Annotated in this window: 18 protein-coding genes, 1 tRNA gene and 1 pseudogene; 11 read left to right on the forward strand and 9 right to left on the reverse strand. The window is 58.7% G+C overall.

Translation table 11 applies throughout. The features are described 5' to 3' along the window. Positions 1 to 13: 13 nt before the first annotated feature. Both E4P09_RS17520 and E4P09_RS17525 read right to left on the reverse strand, forming a co-directional pair. Positions 14 to 682: a methionine ABC transporter permease gene (locus E4P09_RS17520; protein WP_137390923.1), complete on the reverse strand. Its 669-nt coding sequence runs from the start codon at positions 680 to 682 to the stop codon at positions 14 to 16. Then, a pseudogene (locus E4P09_RS17525) lies at positions 672 to 1,712 on the reverse strand (methionine ABC transporter ATP-binding protein). The gene E4P09_RS17520 and the pseudogene E4P09_RS17525 overlap by 11 nt, the downstream one beginning before the upstream one ends. A 581-nt stretch (positions 1,713 to 2,293) precedes the next feature. Between E4P09_RS17525 and hisD the strand changes: the two are divergent. The 6 genes from hisD to E4P09_RS17555 all read left to right on the forward strand — a co-directional run bounded on the left by hisD (position 2,294) and on the right by E4P09_RS17555 (position 5,741). Beyond that, positions 2,294 to 3,595, forward strand: coding sequence for a histidinol dehydrogenase (gene hisD / locus E4P09_RS17530; RefSeq protein ID WP_137390924.1), 1,302 nt, complete (start codon positions 2,294 to 2,296; stop codon positions 3,593 to 3,595). 16 nt (positions 3,596 to 3,611) lie between these two features. Further along, entirely contained in the window at positions 3,612 to 4,118 is a 507-nt protein-coding gene (locus E4P09_RS17535) for a UPF0262 family protein (RefSeq protein WP_205042167.1), read from the forward strand. A gap of 11 nt (positions 4,119 to 4,129) precedes the next feature. Next, on the forward strand, positions 4,130 to 4,576 hold the full coding sequence (locus E4P09_RS17540; protein ID WP_137390926.1) for an arsenate reductase ArsC: 447 nt from the start codon (positions 4,130 to 4,132) through the stop codon (positions 4,574 to 4,576). Between the two features lie 97 nt (positions 4,577 to 4,673). Beyond that, positions 4,674 to 5,309 carry a Maf family nucleotide pyrophosphatase gene (locus E4P09_RS17545; protein ID WP_137390927.1) on the forward strand — a complete coding sequence of 212 codons (636 nt, stop codon included), beginning with the start codon at positions 4,674 to 4,676 and terminating at the stop codon, positions 5,307 to 5,309. 6 nt (positions 5,310 to 5,315) lie between these two features. Further along, complete coding sequence (gene yacG / locus E4P09_RS17550) at positions 5,316 to 5,534, forward strand: DNA gyrase inhibitor YacG (RefSeq protein WP_137390928.1); 219 nt, start codon at positions 5,316 to 5,318, stop codon at positions 5,532 to 5,534. Between the two features lie 131 nt (positions 5,535 to 5,665). Beyond that, a tRNA-Phe gene (locus E4P09_RS17555) sits at positions 5,666 to 5,741 on the forward strand. A gap of 128 nt (positions 5,742 to 5,869) precedes the next feature. Here the strand turns inward: E4P09_RS17555 and E4P09_RS17560 are convergent. Then, positions 5,870 to 7,159: a DNA cytosine methyltransferase gene (locus E4P09_RS17560; protein WP_137390929.1), complete on the reverse strand. Its 1,290-nt coding sequence runs from the start codon at positions 7,157 to 7,159 to the stop codon at positions 5,870 to 5,872. Positions 7,160 to 7,192: 33 nt separating this feature from the next. Between E4P09_RS17560 and E4P09_RS17565 the strand changes: the two genes are divergently transcribed. Next, complete coding sequence (locus tag E4P09_RS17565) at positions 7,193 to 8,476, forward strand: Eco57I restriction-modification methylase domain-containing protein (RefSeq protein WP_137390930.1); 1,284 nt, start codon at positions 7,193 to 7,195, stop codon at positions 8,474 to 8,476. A gap of 698 nt (positions 8,477 to 9,174) precedes the next feature. Here the strand turns inward: E4P09_RS17565 and E4P09_RS17570 are convergent. Both E4P09_RS17570 and E4P09_RS17575 read right to left on the reverse strand, forming a co-directional pair. Next, complete coding sequence (locus E4P09_RS17570; RefSeq protein WP_137390931.1) at positions 9,175 to 10,425, reverse strand: hypothetical protein; 1,251 nt, start codon at positions 10,423 to 10,425, stop codon at positions 9,175 to 9,177. 3 nt (positions 10,426 to 10,428) lie between these two features. Further along, the gene (locus E4P09_RS17575) at positions 10,429 to 12,645 is read right to left on the reverse strand and encodes an ATP-binding protein (protein ID WP_137390932.1); all 2,217 of its coding nucleotides are present in this window, start codon (positions 12,643 to 12,645) and stop codon (positions 10,429 to 10,431) included. Between the two features lie 57 nt (positions 12,646 to 12,702). Here E4P09_RS17575 and E4P09_RS17580 point away from each other — a divergent pair, with 57 nt between their 5' ends. After that, positions 12,703 to 13,149: a very short patch repair endonuclease gene (locus E4P09_RS17580; RefSeq protein WP_137391214.1), complete on the forward strand. Its 447-nt coding sequence runs from the start codon at positions 12,703 to 12,705 to the stop codon at positions 13,147 to 13,149. Positions 13,150 to 13,154: 5 nt separating this feature from the next. Here E4P09_RS17580 and E4P09_RS17585 read toward each other — a convergent pair whose 3' ends face one another. Further along, the gene (locus E4P09_RS17585) at positions 13,155 to 14,096 is read right to left on the reverse strand and encodes an HNH endonuclease (protein WP_137390933.1); all 942 of its coding nucleotides are present in this window, start codon (positions 14,094 to 14,096) and stop codon (positions 13,155 to 13,157) included. Between the two features lie 252 nt (positions 14,097 to 14,348). Here E4P09_RS17585 and E4P09_RS17590 point away from each other — a divergent pair, with 252 nt between their 5' ends. Continuing rightward, entirely contained in the window at positions 14,349 to 14,579 is a 231-nt protein-coding gene (locus E4P09_RS17590) for a hypothetical protein (protein ID WP_137390934.1), read from the forward strand. Positions 14,580 to 14,595: 16 nt separating this feature from the next. Then, positions 14,596 to 16,431 (forward strand): ATP-binding protein, encoded by a 1,836-nt coding sequence (locus tag E4P09_RS17595; protein WP_137390935.1) that lies wholly within the window; start codon positions 14,596 to 14,598, stop codon positions 16,429 to 16,431. Positions 16,432 to 16,505: 74 nt separating this feature from the next. Here the strand turns inward: E4P09_RS17595 and E4P09_RS17600 are convergent, their stop codons facing one another. Together E4P09_RS17600 and E4P09_RS17605 are read right to left on the reverse strand one after the other, a co-directional pair. After that, on the reverse strand, positions 16,506 to 16,724 hold the full coding sequence (locus E4P09_RS17600; protein WP_137390936.1) for a hypothetical protein: 219 nt from the start codon (positions 16,722 to 16,724) through the stop codon (positions 16,506 to 16,508). 77 nt (positions 16,725 to 16,801) lie between these two features. Next, the gene (locus tag E4P09_RS17605; protein ID WP_239025255.1) at positions 16,802 to 17,191 is read right to left on the reverse strand and encodes a helix-turn-helix domain-containing protein; all 390 of its coding nucleotides are present in this window, start codon (positions 17,189 to 17,191) and stop codon (positions 16,802 to 16,804) included. Between the two features lie 26 nt (positions 17,192 to 17,217). Between E4P09_RS17605 and E4P09_RS17610 the strand changes: the two genes are divergently transcribed. Then, positions 17,218 to 17,517, forward strand: coding sequence for a hypothetical protein (locus E4P09_RS17610; protein WP_137390938.1), 300 nt, complete (start codon positions 17,218 to 17,220; stop codon positions 17,515 to 17,517). A gap of 426 nt (positions 17,518 to 17,943) precedes the next feature. On the opposite strand, the gene E4P09_RS17615 is transcribed toward E4P09_RS17610, so the two are convergent. Further along, the gene (locus E4P09_RS17615) at positions 17,944 to 18,510 is read right to left on the reverse strand and encodes a hypothetical protein (RefSeq protein WP_137390939.1); all 567 of its coding nucleotides are present in this window, start codon (positions 18,508 to 18,510) and stop codon (positions 17,944 to 17,946) included. Between the last annotated feature and the right edge of the window lie 61 nt (positions 18,511 to 18,571).

Below are 18,571 nucleotides of genomic sequence, written 5' to 3' on the forward strand. Positions count from 1 at the left end.
CTCCTGTTCAAGTTCAGACGGTAACCCGGGCGCGCTTGTTGGCGCGGCGGGCGAGATATTCGCCGAGGCTCTGCAGCCCCTGCACCAGCACCACGAGGATGAGCACCACGGCCGCCATCACCTCCGGCATGAAGCGCTGATAGCCGTAGCGGATGCCGAGGTCGCCGAGCCCGCCGCCGCCCACCGCGCCGACCATGGCGGAATTGGCGACCAGGCTGACGACCGACAGAGTGAGCCCGAGGATGATGCCGGGCATCGCCTCGGCCAGCAGCACCTTTCGCACGATCTGGAACGGCGTCGCCCCCATGGCCAAGGCGGCCTCGACCAGCCCCTGGTCCACCTCGCGCACCGCCGTTTCCACGATGCGCGCGATGAACGGGGTGGCGGCCACGCACAGGGGCACGATGGCCGCGCTGGTGCCGATGGAGGTGCCGACCACCAGGCGAGTGAAGGGGATGATCGCCACCACCAGGATGATGAACGGCGTCGAACGCACCACATTCACCACCACGCCCAGCGCCTTGTTCAGGGCGGGCGCCGCAAACAGCTCGCCGCGCCCGCTGGTCGCCAGAAACACACCCAGCGGAATGCCGAGCAGGGTGCCGATCGCGGCGGATATCGCCACCATCTGCACGGTCTCGCCCAACGCGCGCAGAAGGATGTTCACGAGCTCAGGAGACATAGCCGAGATGCTCCATCCCAAGGTTGAACTGTTCGAGAAAGGCTCGCGCGCGGGCCACCGTATCTCCCGCATCCGCGAGGGCGACCACCAGGCTGCCGAACGGGCGGCCGCCGATCGCGTCCACCTCGCCCTGCAGAATGGTCACGTCCGTATCCAGCTGCCGGGCGAGCCGGGTCACGATCGGGTCCGTCGCATGGGGGCCGGCAAAGGTGATGCGCAGCAGCACCCGCCGCCCCGGGCCGGGCGCCGCGTGCAGGCGTTCCGCCACGAAGGCCGGCAGCGCGCGGCCGCTGCTCGCGCCGAGAAAGGCCCGCGTCACCTCGTGCTGCGGCCGGGTGAACAGGTCGAACACATCGCCTTGCTCCACCACGCGGCCGCGATCGAGCACCGTCACCGCCTGCGCGATGTGCTTGACCACGTCCATCTAGTGGGTGATCAGCACGATGGTGAGCCCCAGCTCCGCATTGATCCGGGCGAGCAACGCCAGGATCGAGCGCGTCGTCTCCGGGTCGAGCGCCGAGGTGGCCTCATCCGAGAGCAGCAGCTTGGGTTGCGTGGCCAATGCGCGGGCAATGCCCACCCGCTGCTTCTGCCCGCCGGACAGCTCCGCCGGATAGCGGTCCCGTTTGTCCGCAAGCCCCACCAGCTCCAGCAGCGGCTCGACCCTGGCCCTGATGGTGTGAGGCCTCAGCCCTTGCAGCTCCAGGGGCAGCGCCACGTTGTCGAAAGCGGTGCGCGACGAAAGCAGGTTGAAATGCTGGAACACCATGCCGATCGACCGCCGCGCCTGGCGCAGGGCATGCCCCGCAAGCTGCGAGATGTCCAAGCCATCCACCAGCACCTGACCGCTGGTCGGCCGCTCCAGCCCGTTCAGCAGGCGCACCAGGGTGCTCTTGCCGGCGCCGCTGCGGCCGATGATCCCTGCGATCCTGCCGCGGGGAATGGTAAGGCTCACATCCTCGAGCGCCGTCACCGCGGCAGCCGCCCCGCGCGGCTGAAAGCTCTTCGAGACCTTGACCAGCTCGACCATCGGCCGGTCGGCGGTCGCGGCGCGCTGGATGGGCGCCACCTGCTCGTGAGACGAGCCTTCCCGTGCCCCATGATCTTCCGGTACGGCCCCGTAGGGCAGGACACCGGCCTCTAGCCCGGCGAAATGGTTTGTGAAAGTGGCCATCTAGAATTATCCGCCCGGGCCCCTGAGTGCCCCGGTTCCGATCTGCTCAAATTCCAGGATTGATTGGTCGCCCATCCGAACGCGTCGACGGGCGTGGAGCCACGAAGCGAAGGGCTCACCGACGCATTCGGGCATTCTTGTGAAAGGGGCTCACGGGCTCTCCTTGGGCGCTTTAGCAAGGGGTGACGCGGCGCAAGCTGCTGCTCAAATCCCGCGGTGCGGGCGCTCCACCTCGCACGAGCAGAACATGGCCCATCACGTTCTTCGTGTCAATCGGTGTGTTCTGAATAAAGAACGAGACTTTCGGATGAGACGGACGTGAAACGGTTGAGCGAGAAGTGGTGCATTGCGAATGCCGGTCGGCCTCGCTATAGCGGAACCTTTGAGGTCCCATCGGTGGCGCTTCCAGCCATTTCAATTCGGACCCCTGGATCGCCATGGCCATTACGCTTTACCAGACCGCCCCGGATTTCGAAGCCCGCTTCAACGCCCTGCTCTCGACCAAGCGCGAGGTGGCGGAAGATCTCAATCAAGCTGTGGCGCGGATCATCGCCGATGTCCGTGACAGGGGTGATGCGGCGCTGGTCGACTATACCCGCCGCTTCGACCGTCACCCCGTCACGGCGGCCACGCTGGCCTTCACCCAAGGCGAGATCGATGCCGCCGCCGCGGAGGTTGCACCTGATGTCTTAGCCGCCCTGGAGTTCGCCCATCGGCGCATCGAGGCCTATCACCGCCGCCAGCTGCCGCAAGACGAGCGCTTCACTGACGCCGTCGGCGTGGAGATGGGCCATCGCTGGACGCCCATCGAGGCGGTCGGCCTCTATGTGCCCGGCGGTACGGCCGCCTATCCCTCGTCGGTGCTGATGAATGCGGTGCCGGCCAAGGTCGCGGGTGTGGAGCGGCTGGTCATGGTGGTGCCGACGCCGGACGGCAAGATCATGCCCGCCGTTCTGGCCGCGGCGAAGATTGCCGGAATAACCGAGGTCTACCGTATCGGCGGGGCGCAAGCGGTGGCAGCGCTCGCCTATGGCACAGAGACCATCCGTGCCGTGGCCAAGATCGTCGGGCCCGGCAATGCCTACGTCGCGGCGGCCAAGCGGCAGGTGTTCGGCACCGTCGGCATCGACATGATTGCCGGCCCCTCCGAGGTGCTGGTACTCGCCGATGCCGGCAATGATCCCGCCTGGCTCGCCGCTGACCTTCTGGCGCAAGCGGAGCATGACGTCTCCGCCCAGGCCATTCTCGTCACCGACGACGAGGCTTTGGCCAAGGCGGTGGATGCGGAGGTGCATCGGCAGGCCGCGCTGCTGCCGCGCGCCGAGATCGCCCAGACCAGCTGGCGCGACTTCGGCGCCATCATCATCGTGCCCGACCTGGAGGGGGCTCTGCCGCTGGTGGATCGGCTGGCGCCCGAGCATCTGGAGATCGCGGCCGAGCACGCAGAGGCCTTGGCGGCCAAGGTGCGCAATGCCGGCGCCATATTCATTGGGCGCCATACGCCCGAGGCGGTCGGTGATTACATCGGCGGCCCGAATCACGTGCTGCCCACCGCCCGCAGCGCCCGCTTCTCTTCCGGCCTCAACGTGCTGGATTTCATGAAGCGCACCTCCATCCTCAAATGCAGCGCGGATGCGCTGCGCGCGATCGGCGGACACGCGATCACCCTCGGCCGGGCCGAGAGCCTGGAGGCCCATGCGCGCTCGGTGGCGATCCGCCTCAACAGCGCGACGGAGTGAACGGACGGCTCTGGCGATGGCGACATCTGGCACATCGGATCGAAGCGAGCCGCCACCCATCCACCGGCTGATCGAGGTTCACCTGGACGAGGCCAGCCTCTCCACCTATTCCCGCGACGTTGAGCACGAGCGCCAGGTGGCGATCTATGATCTCCTGCAGCAGAACGTGTTCGAGGTGGTGGGAATGGATCGCGGGCCCTACCGCCTCACCCTGTCAGTTGCCGAGAACCGGCTGCTGTTCGACATTGCCGACCACCAGCACCAGCAATGCGCGGTGTTCGGGCTGTCCCTCTCGCCCTTCCGGCGGCTGGTGAAGGATTATTTCCTCATCTGCGAGAGCTATTACCAGGCGATCAAGACGGCGACGCCCAGCCAGATCGAGGCCATCGATATGGGGCGGCGCGGCCTTCACAATGAAGGCAGCGAGTTGCTTCGCGCCCGGCTCAAGGGCAAGGTGGAGGTGGATTTCGATACGGCGCGGCGATTGTTCACCCTGCTGTGCGTTCTGCACTGGCGTGGCTGAAGGGGGCATCCATGGCGGGCGAGCTTCCCCAGGCGGTGCTTTTCGCCTGCGGCCACAACGCGGTGCGCTCGCCCATGGCTGCCGGCCTCATGCGGCACTACTACGGTCACCGGGTCTATGTGATGTCTTGCGGCGTTCACGTCGGAACGCTCGATCCCTTTGCCATTGCCGTCATGGCCGAGCTGGGGATAGACATTTCCGAGCACCATCCCATGAGCTTCGACGACCTGCAGGATACGATGATGGATGTGGTGGTATCGCTCACGCCGGAAGCGCACCACCAGGCGCTGGAGCTGACCCGCCTTTTGCCCGTGCAGGTGGAATATTGGCCGACCCTCGACCCCACCTTGGTTAGCGGCGGCCGCGAGCAACGGCTCGAGGCTTACCGCTCGGTGCGCGACAGCCTGCTGGCGCGGATCCGCGGGCGTTTCCCGGCACCGTCTGCTCCGGTCGTATAGTGGTGATCGTCATTGCATTGGGGTCCCGCAAGGTTGTAGTCACGACCGGAGCGGCACGCCGCTATCATCTCTGTCCATCGACTTGCCGGGGCCTTTCATGTCGGAAGATGCAGTCAAGCTCGTGCTGGCCAGCGCCTCGCCGCGCCGCATCGCGCTGTTGGAGCAGGCCGGGCTCGTGCCTGATCTGATTTATCCCGTGGATGTGGACGAGGAGCCGCGCCGGCGCGAGGCGCCGCGCCTGCTCGCGACGCGGCTGGCGCGCGACAAGGCGAATGCGGCGGCAGCGGCCCCGGCGGTGAAGGCCTTGGGCCGCAACACGTTCATTCTGGCGGCCGATACGGCGGTCGCCGTCGGCCGGCGCAATATCGGCAAGACCGATGACGAGGAAATCGCGGTCGATGCCCTGAAGCTGCTGTCGGGCCGGATGCATCGGGTCTATACGGGGATCTGCCTGATCACGCCGAAAGGCCGGCACTTGTCCAGGGTGGTGGAGACGCGGGTGCGCTTCAAGCGTCTTACGCGCGAGGACATCGCCACCTATATCAAATCCGACGAGTGGCGCGGCAAGGCCGGCTGCTATGCCATTCAGGGCCGGGCGGAGGCTTTCGTGCGGGCCATCGGCGGAACATATTCGAACGTGGTGGGATTGCCGCTGTACGAGACGGTCTCGCTGCTGCAGGGCACGGGCTATCCCGTTTACTATCGCTGGGCGCAGCAGCCTGAAACCATATAGTGGGCGATGAGTACCGAGAAGAAGACGGAGGCGGCGGAGCCTGTGCGGCTCAGGCCGCGGCGGCCCTGCCCGATTTGCGGCAAGCCGTCGGCGCAGAAATATCACCCCTTCTGCTCGGCCCGCTGCGCCGATGTGGATCTGCACCGCTGGCTGGGCGGCCATTACCGCATCCCGGGCTCGCCGGACACCGATGCGGTGGCCAATGATGACGAGCCGGAGAGCTGAGCGGGATGGGCCGGCCCCGCGAGCGGGAGCATCGCTAGCGACTGGACAGGCGCCGATCGATCTCCTATAACCCCACCCGCCGGCGCGGTGCGCACCGTTCCCAAGCGGATGCACCGGGCCCGCGCCGTGATGCCCAGGTAGCTCAGTTGGTAGAGCAGCGGACTGAAAATCCGCGTGTCGGTGGTTCGATTCCGCCCCTGGGCACCATTTTTCTTTAATGAAATCAATTATTTGGATGCTGGATGCGATTGCGCTGGGGCGGGCGAAATCGCGCTGGGTGTCATTTTGGGTGTCAGCGGCGTGCGCTGGAACGCGGTACCTTGTGCCTACGCAATTTAGCTCAAGATTTCCAACGGCGAACAACTGACTTGTTGATAAGCGCCCTCCAGCGCCCCAAGAAATCCCTCCGGGAACGAGAGACCGCCTTCCCGCGCACGAGACAAGAAGCCGCGTAAGGCTCTAGCTGATAGCTGTGACCAAGCTGGTGTTCGGTAGGCGGAGATAGTTGAACTATCAATTTTAATTGGCTTATCGCTGGCCGGTACCCCAAACCTTCCGTCCTTGTTGCCAAAGCCTGCGTCCGGCCAACTCCGAAACTCCGAAATGGGTGTCAATTTGAACTTGAGGGCCGGCCGCGGTGTTTTGAGGTTGGCGGCGACCCACTCTGCAACGGGCACCGAGACCGCATTCCCTATCAAGCGCCATCTCGGGTTGCGGTTCCCATTGGCTGCCTGCGTCCATTGGCGAGGAAAGCCCTGTAAAGCTTCGCAAGTGACAATATCGGGCTTTAGAACATGCCCGTCTGGAAACAGCACTGCGGGGGGGGAAGGGATACCGATCCCAGACCCTCCCTTTATGGGCGGAATTCCGTTTGCGGTTAGCCCGACACCCGACCGCCCTTCAGTCCAATAGAATCCAATTGGATTTGAGAGATCAGGAGATTCTTGTGCCTGCTTCGGCTTGTCTTCAGCGAAGAGGACCTCTCTTGGGTCTAGCACCTTGCTCGCGACAAGGTACACACGTCGGCGCCGTTGAGGCACTCCAAACCCTCGTGTGTCTAGAACTCTATATGCCCAGGCGTAGCCGAGATCTTCGAATTGGGTAAGGAGCCAATCCATTGCCTTGCCGCGATCGAGATGGAGCATGAAATAGACGTTCTCCACCACGACAGTAGGAGCATGCGCTTCTTTGATGAGGCGGAAGAGGTTCGAGACGACACCAGATTTTTTTCCCACTATCCCACTCTTGTCGCCAGCCATGCTCAGGTTCTGGCATGGGAAACCTGCAGTTACTATTTTCACCTCTGACGGCAATGCATTGAGCAATTCGACGTCACCAAAAAGCTCCACCTCGGGGAAGTGGCTTTTGAGTACCGATTGTGCCGCAGGATCAGATTCCGCAAGAAGCACCGTTTCGAAGCCGGCCCTTGAGAAGGCTAGCTCGATACCACCGATTCCCGCGAAAAGCCCGGCAACTTTCATTGACAAGTCCGAATCATATGCGGTTTCGGTCTTATAGGAGATGTGATAGCCAGTCCCAACGTTTCTTGTGTTCATTGCATCCAGGTGAGTATGTTCGAACCGACGTCGCCCCACCCATTCCATGACGACGTTGTAGCGCTCCATGAGCGCTGTGGGGTCTACACACAGCAAAAGCTTGTGGACGAACTGCTGGATGCCATCGGTTGGAGCGCAAAGGAAGATCTTTCTGGAAGCCGATTTTTAGAACCGGCAGCGGGAGACGGAGCATTTGTCGTCCGAGCAGCAGCGCGTCTTCTCGAATCTCTGGAGGCACGGGGCAATGTCCCTGAAGTAGGCGAGATCGAGGACTCCATCCTCGCCTACGAGATTCTTGAGACCGAGGCCGAGAAGGCGCGACTGCGAATTGGAGCCTACCTGGCCGATCGTGGCTTCTCGCCAGGGGACGCCCAATATTTGGCAGCCCGGTGGCTGCGCACGGCGGATTTCCTACTTGAGGACCACGACGAGCACACGTTTACTCATGTGGCTGGAAATCCCCCATATGCGCGTTGGTCATCCATCCCGGCAAGATTGAGAGGACAGTACGAGAGCGCCCTACCAAGACGAATGGCTCGTGGCGATCTCTTTTTGCCCTTTCTCGACCTGTCTCTAGGTTGTCTTCGCCCGGGTGGTCGGCTTGGAATGGTGTGTTCGGATAGATGGCGCTTTATGGCCTTTGCCGAAGAATTTCGAGAATACTGGTTGCAGGAGATCGACATCGAAATAGATGAGCCGATCGATGCTGCAGACGCATACATGCGCGAGGTGGACGCATATCCAACATTTCTGGTCCTTAGGCGACGGCCTGCCAAAAGAGAAACAGAACGGAAGCCACAGGCTAGAGAACTTACGCTGGGCGAGGCTGGGTTCAAGGTCAAGGTAGGTCCCGCGTTAGGATGCACGCCTGCCTTTGTCGTAAATGCCGACACGATAAAAATCGAGGCAGAGATTCTCGCGCCGTGGTTGGACGGAACGGAGGTCAAGGAGGGCGCGATAGACTACCGGGGTCGGCAGGTCATTGTCCCATATGGGGATGACGGAAAGCTGCGTGATTTATCGCAGTATCCTCTTGCTTGGCGTCACATGAAACAGCACCGCGCCGCACTAGAGCGTCGGGCCATCACCAGAAACGGTGCGAAGTGGTACCGTCCGATCGACAAGGTATGTTTGGCCGACTGGCAGAAACCGAAGCTACTGGTACCGGAGATTGCCAAGGTTCCGCGGATAGCCTTCGATGCAAGTGGAGCTATCCCCTCGCACGGCGTGTATGCTATCTTTGGTGCTCCCGATGATTTGGAACGCTTGTATAGACAGCTAGCAAATGGCGGCTTGGCTGCCGCCTTAGAAGGCATCGCGCCAAAAGTAAAAGGCGGTTACACAAGATGCTACAAGAGGTTTTTGGAGAAGATCAGCATTCTCTAGGTGGCCCATTGGTCGAGTCTCTTTATAATCTCCCGAACGGACGACAATTTCGATGTACTTGAGTACACGTTCGATAAAACTTTTGGCGCAAATTTTCCAAGATAATTTTTGTTATAGCCATGAATTGACGCCAAAGCCGATGCAAAGAACCCCATTGGGGACTCCGCCGGAAGGGGAAAAGCTGGATAGCTGTCCGGTATCCACTCTGGAAGGCTTGTACGGACGACCCCCGCTTGATTCCCTACCGACCTGACACGTTTCGAGATTTGAATATGTGGATAGGCATGTGCGGAATCACCGGAATCAGCGGGCTCCAATCGAAAAGCCATTGTGTGCCCCCATCGATTCTCTTCGCTTGTATGGTCAATCCATAGGACTACGCAAAAGGCGCAGTGGAAACCCCCTTGAGGTGGGGTTGAAAATCGCGGAACAAAAAAAGCGCGCTGAAACCCCTTCGCCCCCGATTCCGGAACTGGAAGAAAGGGAAAATATAATTGTATATTCCCACTCTTCAATTCATGGAAGAGTCTTTCTATCTGACGTTCATTTCTCTCTATTTTTCCTTCAATCGATTTCTCAATACGCCTGCGATAATCTTCAGGCACTTTATTGAAGGCTTTAGCACCAAAAATTGCATAGTCCCTTAGGAGATCAGCGAAATCATGCAAGCCTGGGCTGCTCCAATCGACAGACATGACCTAAAGTGCAAACCTGCTGTGCGGTGAGTAGTGAAAACCATCGACTAGAGCAACGTATCTACGATTCCATTCGCCTTCAAACTCTGCAGCGAACTCTTTGGGAGAGCCTCCCTCTGATTTCCTGGGGCGGAAACTCGAAAGATCTTCGCAAAATACGAAATCACCCCACTCACCCCCATCTTCATAAAGAAGGCTCTGAAGGCCATCGTCGGCTTCAAGGATCGACCACCAAAAGAGTGGTTTTGGTGCCCAGCATTCATCTGAAAAAACCGCTGCAGCGATGTGCTTGTCATACAGAGCCTGGTCAAATCCGAACGGAGGGGTCCTGCTGCGAGCAGAGGCATTCCACGCATCTATATCTGTCGCTTTATTTGCCAGCAGAAAAGGCATTCGGGCCAGCAGATGAGGAGCATCGACGAGCGCACTTTGCGGTCCGATTACATCACGTTTCAGCCAAACATCGATCTCGGCGGCGACAATCCGAGCAATCACCTCATCCAGCTTGTGGGCCAGGAGTTTATCTCTGTCTTCTTTCACCGGAATTGAGCGATTTGAGAACTCGAAAAACTCTCGAAAAGTCACCGAACTCGGGGGTTTGTCGTGTGAGTCTCCACCTTGTCCTGCGCTGGGCGAAAGGGCGCCTTCTGCATGCCTCGAAAGCAGACGAACTGATGCCTCGCTAAACCCCAGCGCGGGAAGAATAGGGTTGTCGAGGTTCCGCTGCACGAAATTGATTTGATTTCGCCTTTGATCCGGCGCGGTCGCTAGCGTGGGCCAATACCATGGTTGGAACGATCCCGGCTCACCAAAGTCCCCAAACCAGAGCCACCTACTTGAGAGATGTTCGGTCTTCGCAGCAAAGTCTGACCGCGTGCTGTAATCGCCGATCAAGAATCGCAAGTCGAAATCTACATAAGGGTTCTTGTTGAGAGAGATGATGTAGGGGGAATTCGAAAAGGCTCGCAGATATCCCGCAATTGCCTCGGCCGTCAGCCTAGTTCCGGAAATAGCTAATGCCGAAAGATTGTTGTCGAGGAGTATGAGATCGAAGCCATCGAAATCGGATTCGAGCGGACCGGAGTCTGTTCCATTCAGAAGATTTTTTACTTTGTCGAAGAAGCTCACGACGTCTTTGGTGAGTTTATCCGTGTCCCATGCAACGATTTCATGATCCGGCCCAAGCGTTTGGAACAGGGACTGCCGCGCTTCTTCGCGTTGCTGATCTCTGTCATCGCAAAGAAGGATTTTCATGCTTCAAGCCCTCCACGTCAATTCTAAAGTGGTTGAGTATCCCTCTATCGGCTCAACGAAATGGATGTCGGCTTGGCGCTGGCGGGCGATCATTCTACAAATAGTCAGTCCCAGTCCCTGTCCTCCGATCGCAATTGACACTTGATCTGGATCAAGTTCGAGCAATCGTTCGAACGGCTCGAACAACCTGTCGGACTCGGCAATTTCGATCCCCAGCCCCTTACCGTTGTCGCTGATTCGTAGATACTCCGTCGACCGTCCGCGTTGCCCGCCGTCGAAACGGATGCTGGGTTTGGGGGTCTGGAGCATCGCGTTCCAGGAGTTGGTTAGCGAGTTCTGGATTAGTGCGTTCCATTCTGCCGCAGAACCCACAGGAAACCGGAGGTCATCGGGGATTCCATTCGTCTCGAATGTAACGCCCGGCATAATGGTCCTTACGGCATTGACCGTTTGCTCGACAATCGGTTTCACTCTGAGCCTATGGCGTGCTGATTTGTCTTCATCCGACAGCAGTGGAATAAAGAGACCTTGAAGGTTTTGTAGACGCTCATGAGCCTCAGAAAGACTACTGATCACACCATCAAGCTCGGAAAGCTGTCGTGTACGCGCGATGGTACGCAGCTGATCAATTGCACTCTTAAGCAATCGCCTTTCTCGTGACAATTCATGACTCAACGCCAAAGCGGCCATTCCAGCTGATGCGAGGGGAGCCAATAAAGCCGCCCTACGATCCTGCTCTTCCTCTTCGGCCCGCGAGGTCTTCAACGCATCGGAAACCTCCTTGCGTACTTCGTTGAAGACACCTTGCGGGATCGATTCCCTATTTTCTTCCAGGACCTCCAACGCACGGGCTTGTTTAACCGTAGCTCGTTCTACTGTCCGAACCTGTTCAACACGGCGTGCTTCCCGGAGTCGGTAACGATTTGCATAAAAGTCGATGGCAAAGCGAACGAGATCACGCAACTGATCATGTGCCTGGTTATCGTGAAGACGATCACGGCCTGGCTGCAATTGTAGAAAATTACCGGGAGTCTCACCTGCCTTCTCGGCCACGGCACGCTCATGGCTCGTATTAATGTCGACCGCTCCGAAGAGCCGGCGTGGATCCGGCAAATCTAACATGTACCGCTGGCCGATCCGGAGACTTTGCGGCAGCAACTGTGAGATCGATAAGCGAGCAGTCTGGTCGGCTGCGATATTAAGCCAGTCATGTTCCATGCCGTAGTATGGCAGTCTAAACCCGGCATCATAGATCGCTACGTTTCCGAATTTCTCCAAGTACTCTCTCAACTGGGAAACGAGAACACCGCCCGCCTGACGGCCTTCAAGCTTGAAGACGAGTATCTCAAAGCTTACGCGGTCCAATAGCGGTTCAACGGAGCCTCTGATTGGAAGTGAAACGGATTGCTCAAATTGCTCGGCTGGCATTCCAGCCGGATATCCGTCCTTGAACTCGACGACCACGGATGCAGGACGATTTAGGCGCCCCTCTCTCAACGTGCCTCGGATGCGGGCCCTCCAATTGCTCCGCAATGCGTTTATGTGAGCATCGAATCTCTGCTGCGCATCTTCGATTTCGGGGGCAATCACCGAAACATCGAAATCTTCGGCTGTTCTGGTTGTAGGACTTCTGTGTCGTCTCCTGAAGGGCGAACGCAGCGACCACAGTTGCTCACCCAAGTCTTGGATGCGGTCCGCATTCCAGATGTCCTTTAACCCCTTGAGAGTGATTGTCGTGCCCGACTTGGAGTCATAGGGGAAGACGGAGCCATGCGGCTCAAGAGCCCACGCAACCTCAACTGAAGCGAGATCCTTGCCTCGAACTATGCTACTCCAATCGATGAGCGCATGCAGCGTTTCTTGGGGAGAGCTCTTGGAAACTGTCCGCAGTTCCATTTCCCGAGCGAGGAACTGGACTGCCAGGCGCCCAACGCCCTTCGACCCGGTCAGGGGCCGATGGAGTTCTCGAGATAATCGGTCTTCGAGTTTGTGAGTAGTCCCGATGCGAAGCCAAAACTGGCGAAATTCATCGAACGACATTCCATGGCCGTCGTCGGCAATCTCGATACTGTCTTCGCCAAATGTTACGATGCAAGTGAATGCATCTGCGTCGTATGAATTCTTGATGAGTTCCGCGAGGGCGATGTGTGGTTGCCCTATCAAGCGCTCGCCCAACTCCTGTAAAAGGGCGGCGTCAACTGTAAAGTTGAGCTTCTGCAACGCAGACTTCCGTTCTAATTCCGATGTGACTAACCAGTCGAACCATATTGACCAATGATGAACAAATCGCGAGCCCCCGGCGCCGTCGATCCAAAGAGGTCTGCGCTAATGGCGCGGGTCCGACAGAAAGACACCACTCCAGAAATGATCGTTCGGCGCGTAGCCCACGGACTTGGTTATCGGTTTCGTCTGCACCGTACAAGCCTACCTGGGAGTCCTGATCTAGTGTTTCCATCTCGAAGGGTCGCGGTTTTCGTTCATGGATGTTTCTGGCATCGGCATGAAGGATGTCCAAAATCAACCGTCCCCAAGACACGCCAAGAATACTGGCTATCGAAATTCAAGGATAATGTTACGCGTGATGAGAGAGCCGTAGCCGAGTTGGAACTGCGAGGATGGTTGGTAATAGTGATCTGGGAATGCGAGACAACCAGTCCGGAAAAGGTCGCCGGACGGTTGAAGGCTTTCCTTGAAGGAATTGTACCAAGCCGATCCGAGGTCTGATTCCATTATCCTTTGAAAACGCGCTCGCGGTGATATTTGAGAAACTGCGGGTGTGGGCGATCTTCGGCCCGTGAAGGTAGTCGTAGCTGCCTCTCCGGGTCCAACAGCCGTATCACTGTGTCCGGCACCGACCGGCCGGCGGTGAGCACTGTGTAATTGTCATCGATCGAGATCAAGCCGCGATCAAACATCCAGTGAACGGTGCCCGAGAGCGCGATGCCGTTGCGCACGCTGTCCGGCCCTTGGTCTGCCACGGGGCGAATATGCACCGCTTGAACCTCTGATCGCCCACCGCCGTTGATGATCTTCAGGCCGGTGACCGCGCAGGTATCTTGATAGGCCGTCTTAATCGCAACGGCGAACGCCCGATCGCGAAACGGCCGTTGCGAGATGGTCATTACCATGTCGCGAACTTGGATCTCGGGCTCGAATGGGACCTGGGCTGCTTCGCCGAAACCGGCAATCGTCAGCGGCTCCTCGGCGGCATCCGGTGAAGGGCGCGGACGCTCTTCGCGACCGAGCACATGCGCGAAACCGGCTTGGAGGATGAGATCGTACTCATGGTCCGGAAGGTTGCGCACGGCACGCCCGAACGCGCCCTTGTTGGTCGACCCATCCTCTTTCTTCAGGGCGGCCTCGTAGTAGAAATCGACCTCCTTGAAAGGCACGGGTCGGTCGAATTCGAGATAGTCGGCCACCAGCGCGTAGAAGTGGTCGGGCCGGCTCGGATCGGGGATGATGTTGGTAATGCGCGCCGTAGCGAAATATGCCTGCCGGCCTCCTATACTGGTCAAGTCGCTGCTTCGGCGTCGGGGCTCGTAATAGAGAATCCAATCACCGACTGCCGCTTCAACCTGGCGCAGATAGGTACGGGGGAAGTGATACCGCTCTTCTGGTAGGTCATCATACGTGGAATCGATCTTGGTGATCAGAACCGCTTTCGTCATGTGCCGACAATGCCCCTTTCCATCAACCTGCTTTTCCTTATGCCGCGAAACAGCGCGCCTGAACATACCGCTGCTTGAGGGCGCCCCGATGCATCAGGCCCTATCCGCCGGCGCTTCACTGAATACCAGAAGCGGCCCTGCAACTTGGCACCTGCAGCGACATATGTGATAAATATTCTGCAGATATCTTGACCATATGATATGGAAACAGCATACATTGCAGGACAACACTAAATTTTCGGCAGGGAGCGAATGGCCGATACCGATAAGAAGCACGCGAAATTCCGCGAGCTTGCAGAGAAGCGGACGAATAAGGCGCTTGAGGCAATTCGCTTGATCGGCAACCTCTCCAACCGGCAGACTTACAGTTACGAAGATGCCGAGGTTCGAAAGATCGTAAAGGCGCTCCGGGATGCCGTAGCCGAAGTTGAGACGCGGTTTGGCAGGTCGTCAAGCCGTGGAGGCGGCGAATTCAAGCTGTGAGGCGGGGTGAAATGTAATGCATATCAAGCAAATTACGCCGATCACTATTCGGGACATCGACTTCACGGTCGCACGCCAGATCGAGCAGTGCCCCAAAACGATGATGCTTCGCGAACTGGTTATGAATGCCATTGAGGCCGCTGCGAAGGCGCCAGAGGGGCGGCGCATTATCGAGCTGAAGGGCAAATCGGTCCCCGAATGCGGCGATGCTCGTAAGCTTACCATCTGGAACACCGGCCCGGGCATGAGCAGTGCCGAGCTTGACCATATCTGCGATCTCGCCGCTTCGCTTGGCAAAGACATGGCGCTCGAAGGAAATTTTGGCATGGGCGCGAAGGTGGCTTCACTGCCCTCCAATACGCTGGGAATGCGTTATCGTTCTTGCCATGATGGCATTGTGAGCCAAGTCATATTCGGGAAACGCGAAGGTATTTACGGAAAGGTGTGGGTTCCGGTCGAAGACTCCTTTGAGGAAGTAGTCGACGTAACGGAGATGGTTCGCGAGGAAGCGGAATATCAACTCGATGAGGACTGGACCGAGGTTGTTCTTTTCGGCAACGATCCCGATCAGGACACCGTGGCCGATCCTTATGATAGCGATCCGAAGCAAGATCGTCAGTGGATTACCACCTATCTATACCATCGCTTTTATAAACTGCCCGAGGGGGCTGAGATCTACCTGCATGAAGGGACCCATCCTCGCGACGGGCGGCGACAGTTCAAACCGATCCCGGAGCGGTCAGACGCCTTTGGCCGTGTCGAGACGGTTGATGTCGGGGAGGGCGTCAAGGTCCACTACTACTATGATCCACCGTATCAAGATGGTGGGCACAACAAGTCGATTTCCGGGTCGCTTACCTCCTCTGTCAGCACTGCGGCGGTCGTATTTCGGGGTGAGATGTACGACGTCCGGAAAGGTAGAAAATGGGCTGCTGACGCACCTGCGTTTGGCATTCCGTTTGGCGCTCGACACATCTCCATCCATGTGGAGATACCGGACAGGTTTCCTGTCCGTCACGAGCCATATCGGCGTTTCGTGCAGCTTGCGGCCGGCGATCAACGGCAGGTAATGGTCGACGACTTCGCGGAGATCGTTTTCCGGCACCGGCCCGAGTGGTTGATTGAGATCATAAATTTGCTTGCGCCTAAGGCTTCCGCGTCCACCGATGATCTCCGCAAGGAGTTGCAGGAGCTGCTGAACCAGCTTCGGGTGAAGGTACAGAGTCCCCGCCTCACGATGGATGGTATCGAGTCCGTTGAAGAAGGCGGCGCGCGTGGTGCGACTATCGGCCACGTAAACGGTTCGGGTGGCGGTGAACGCGGTTCGGTTCGTCCCACCGATCTCATCTTCAACCCTTCCGGAGCAAAGCGGGCCAACATCTCCAAGAACCTCGAAGTGGCACCGGAGATAATCCCGCTCCGCGACGAGAATGAGGTTGCTGACAAGGGCATCGCCGGCAAGGCCGCACGCTATGTTCGCGAGACGAACCAGTTGTTCGTCAACCTTACGTATTCCGCAGTGGAGGCGGCGCAGGAGCATTTGGAATTGCGCTATGCAACATATGAAGATCCGGAGATGGTGCGAGAACTCGCACGTCAGTGGTCGGAGCGTCTCATCATGGGGCGCGTGGGCTACGCGGTCATCTATGCGCAGGCCAAGCAGTTGATCCGAGAATGGACCCCCGATGATGTGAAGAAGGCGTTGGAACCCGAAAGCCTAAGCTTGGCGGCCGATGGATGGAGAGATGCCGTAGGTAACGTCTATCGCAGCATGAGTAAGCGATTTGGTGCTGCTAAAGGAGCCACTGACGCCGACATGGAGTTGGAGGCGACCAGTTCGGAGCTGATCTGATCTCCGAGGTCATCAAGCAAGAAGCGCGCCTGAACATCGCCAGACGCGCCTTGTATTCCGGATAGCGGCTACGTTTAGCTCTTCGCGGCGAACAGCGCCCGCGCCTCCTTCTCGCCCGCCGATCCCTTCATCCACTGCCACGGCGTACGCGGCTTGTGCATCTTCGCGAGTTCCGGGTTCTTCTTAGCGTCGCGTGCGGCAGCACGCAGGCGCTCGCGGGCTTCGCGCGGATCGACCTTCAGCTCGGCGCAGAGCTGCTTCAGTGTCACGAGTTCCGGAGTCTTGTCGGTCATTGATCGTCTCCCTTTCAGGTTGCAGACGATCTTTCTATTAAGATGACCGATGCGGGCGTGTCAGGGAAAATCCCAGGTCATTTTCGGCGAATTGCGATGACGGCTTCGGCTTGGGCTACAGCGGCTTGAAGGTCATCGTCGGTCATCACGGCTGCAGCAGCGTTGAGGCGCTCGACCAGGACAGCCCGCTTGCTCTTGTCCCGCTCTTCGGCATCGAGGCTAAGCAACAGGTTTGGCGTCGAGTTCAGGACTTCGGCAATCTTTAAGAGCATGGCCAAGTCGGGCTCGTTCCGCCCGCTCACATAATGCGCGTAGCGGCGTTCGCTTAGTCCCACACGGCGGGCCACTTCGGCATTGGACAGGCCAAGCTCTTGGGCGCGCCGCCTCAAATTGGCGGCGAATATCTCCATGCGGAACAAAATGTTCCTGACAGCCTGACCGCGTCTATGTAGGATATGTTCCATCATCACTGAACATTCCCTGGGGTCTCGCAATGCAGGTAATTCTTGATTTCTTCCGATCCCATCCCGCCATTCCGGTCTTTACCGTGCTCATCGGCGGTGTTGCCATCTGGCATGTGTGGGACTTTCGCCTTCGGCCCCTGTTCATCCCGAAGGCCGAGATCAACGCCGTTGTGGACGAACTGATCGCGAAGTACGGCCCGCGTGCCGAGGAAATGGCCTATGCCGAGGAGGATCGAGCATGGCGCTACTCCGACACCTACGAGCAGGGGAGGTGGCGGCGTGTTCGGCGTGAGCTGTGGCGACGGTATCGTGCCAGAGAATGGGAATAGCATCTGCATTCAACCGAACCGGCAGATGGACATCGGCGCACATGGCCGCGTTGGAATGAGAACCGGACCAGCCACGGTTGGCAATGGCGAGCCTCTCGTAGGTGTGACGCGATTTCGACCCGTTCGAGCGCGACAACCTCAAACCCCTCGCCAGCGGGCGCCCATGGCCGAGTATGAGCCGGCAACCAGAACAAGCAGAACGCCAAAAGCGCGTGCGCGCACGTTGCATGAGCCAGGAGCGCGATTGCGTACCGGTGCCGAGGTCATATGCCGGTAGCGGCAAACATGCGCCTCACGGGGCGATTTTGAGGGATTTCGACACCCGACCGTCACCCACGGAGCAACGCGCTCGTGCCGCCCGGATCGGAGGCGTTGATTTCGTTGCCGTTTCACGCATGCCAGCTACGCTGACACGTTGATCAATCATCAGCGTGTCGGTGACAAGCGGTCCAATGCCTCACGGATTTCCTGCTGTCTCACCTCCTTGAAGGCCCTTGCAGTGGGCAAGTAGATGGTCCTGACGTCCGCCGGCTGAGTCAGCGTGATCACCCTGCTATGTACGCTGAACGTGATGGCATGCAGAAGTTTCGAAACAGGCCGGATGTCGCGCTCGTACACACGCTCTTCCATTTCAAATTTGTTGTGCGCGCCTTCTTCAATGGAGTCCTGATGCAGCTCCAGCCGGTAATTGTATCGAAGAGCCTCTCGTTCGAAGACAAAGACGGTCGCTAAACCGTCGTCGTCGGTTTTCGGCAAGCCGGCAAAATGTGCGGCCCATTCCGGTGAACGAGTAAATGAAATCGATGGGTCACCGCTCGATGGAACCAGCAAGGTGTCCGTTCGGACGATGAGGCTTCCGAGGGAGGTTCCGTGAAAGAGGACGCTCTTTCCTCGTGCGACCTGCCGGAGATGCGCGGCAAGCTTTCTTTCCCCGCCGTCAAAGAGAAAGGGCTTGTTGTGCGGGCTTTCAATCTCTTCCTGCTCCCCTGACATCCTGCTCTCCTGATCTTGGCGGGGCAGACCAGAGTAGCGACAGGCGAAGCCGGTGTCCGGG

Source organism: Rhodoligotrophos defluvii, assembly GCF_005281615.1.
GTDB lineage: Bacteria > Pseudomonadota > Alphaproteobacteria > Rhizobiales > Im1 > Rhodoligotrophos > Rhodoligotrophos defluvii.

Excerpts from the sequence above, each read along its gene's own strand:
- E4P09_RS17520 (WP_137390923.1), bottom strand. The coding sequence starts at position 682 with ATGTCTCCTGAGCTCGTGAACATCCTTCTGCGCGCGTTGGGCGAGACC.
- yacG (WP_137390928.1), top strand. The coding sequence starts at position 5,316 with ATGAGTACCGAGAAGAAGACGGAGGCGGCGGAGCCTGTGCGGCTCAGG.
- E4P09_RS17570 (WP_137390931.1), bottom strand. The coding sequence starts at position 10,425 with ATGAAAATCCTTCTTTGCGATGACAGAGATCAGCAACGCGAAGAAGCG.
- E4P09_RS17595 (WP_137390935.1), top strand. The coding sequence starts at position 14,596 with ATGCATATCAAGCAAATTACGCCGATCACTATTCGGGACATCGACTTC.
- hisD (WP_137390924.1), top strand. The coding sequence starts at position 2,294 with ATGGCCATTACGCTTTACCAGACCGCCCCGGATTTCGAAGCCCGCTTC.
- E4P09_RS17540 (WP_137390926.1), top strand. The coding sequence starts at position 4,130 with ATGGCGGGCGAGCTTCCCCAGGCGGTGCTTTTCGCCTGCGGCCACAAC.
- E4P09_RS17610 (WP_137390938.1), top strand. The coding sequence starts at position 17,218 with ATGCAGGTAATTCTTGATTTCTTCCGATCCCATCCCGCCATTCCGGTC.
- E4P09_RS17615 (WP_137390939.1), bottom strand. The coding sequence starts at position 18,510 with ATGTCAGGGGAGCAGGAAGAGATTGAAAGCCCGCACAACAAGCCCTTT.
- E4P09_RS17560 (WP_137390929.1), bottom strand. The coding sequence starts at position 7,159 with ATGGAGCGCTACAACGTCGTCATGGAATGGGTGGGGCGACGTCGGTTC.
- E4P09_RS17605 (WP_239025255.1), bottom strand. The coding sequence starts at position 17,191 with ATGATGGAACATATCCTACATAGACGCGGTCAGGCTGTCAGGAACATT.
- E4P09_RS17590 (WP_137390934.1), top strand. The coding sequence starts at position 14,349 with ATGGCCGATACCGATAAGAAGCACGCGAAATTCCGCGAGCTTGCAGAG.
- E4P09_RS17585 (WP_137390933.1), bottom strand. The coding sequence starts at position 14,096 with ATGACGAAAGCGGTTCTGATCACCAAGATCGATTCCACGTATGATGAC.
- E4P09_RS17535 (WP_205042167.1), top strand. The coding sequence starts at position 3,612 with ATGGCGACATCTGGCACATCGGATCGAAGCGAGCCGCCACCCATCCAC.
- E4P09_RS17600 (WP_137390936.1), bottom strand. The coding sequence starts at position 16,724 with ATGACCGACAAGACTCCGGAACTCGTGACACTGAAGCAGCTCTGCGCC.
- E4P09_RS17545 (WP_137390927.1), top strand. The coding sequence starts at position 4,674 with ATGTCGGAAGATGCAGTCAAGCTCGTGCTGGCCAGCGCCTCGCCGCGC.
- E4P09_RS17580 (WP_137391214.1), top strand. The coding sequence starts at position 12,703 with ATGAACAAATCGCGAGCCCCCGGCGCCGTCGATCCAAAGAGGTCTGCG.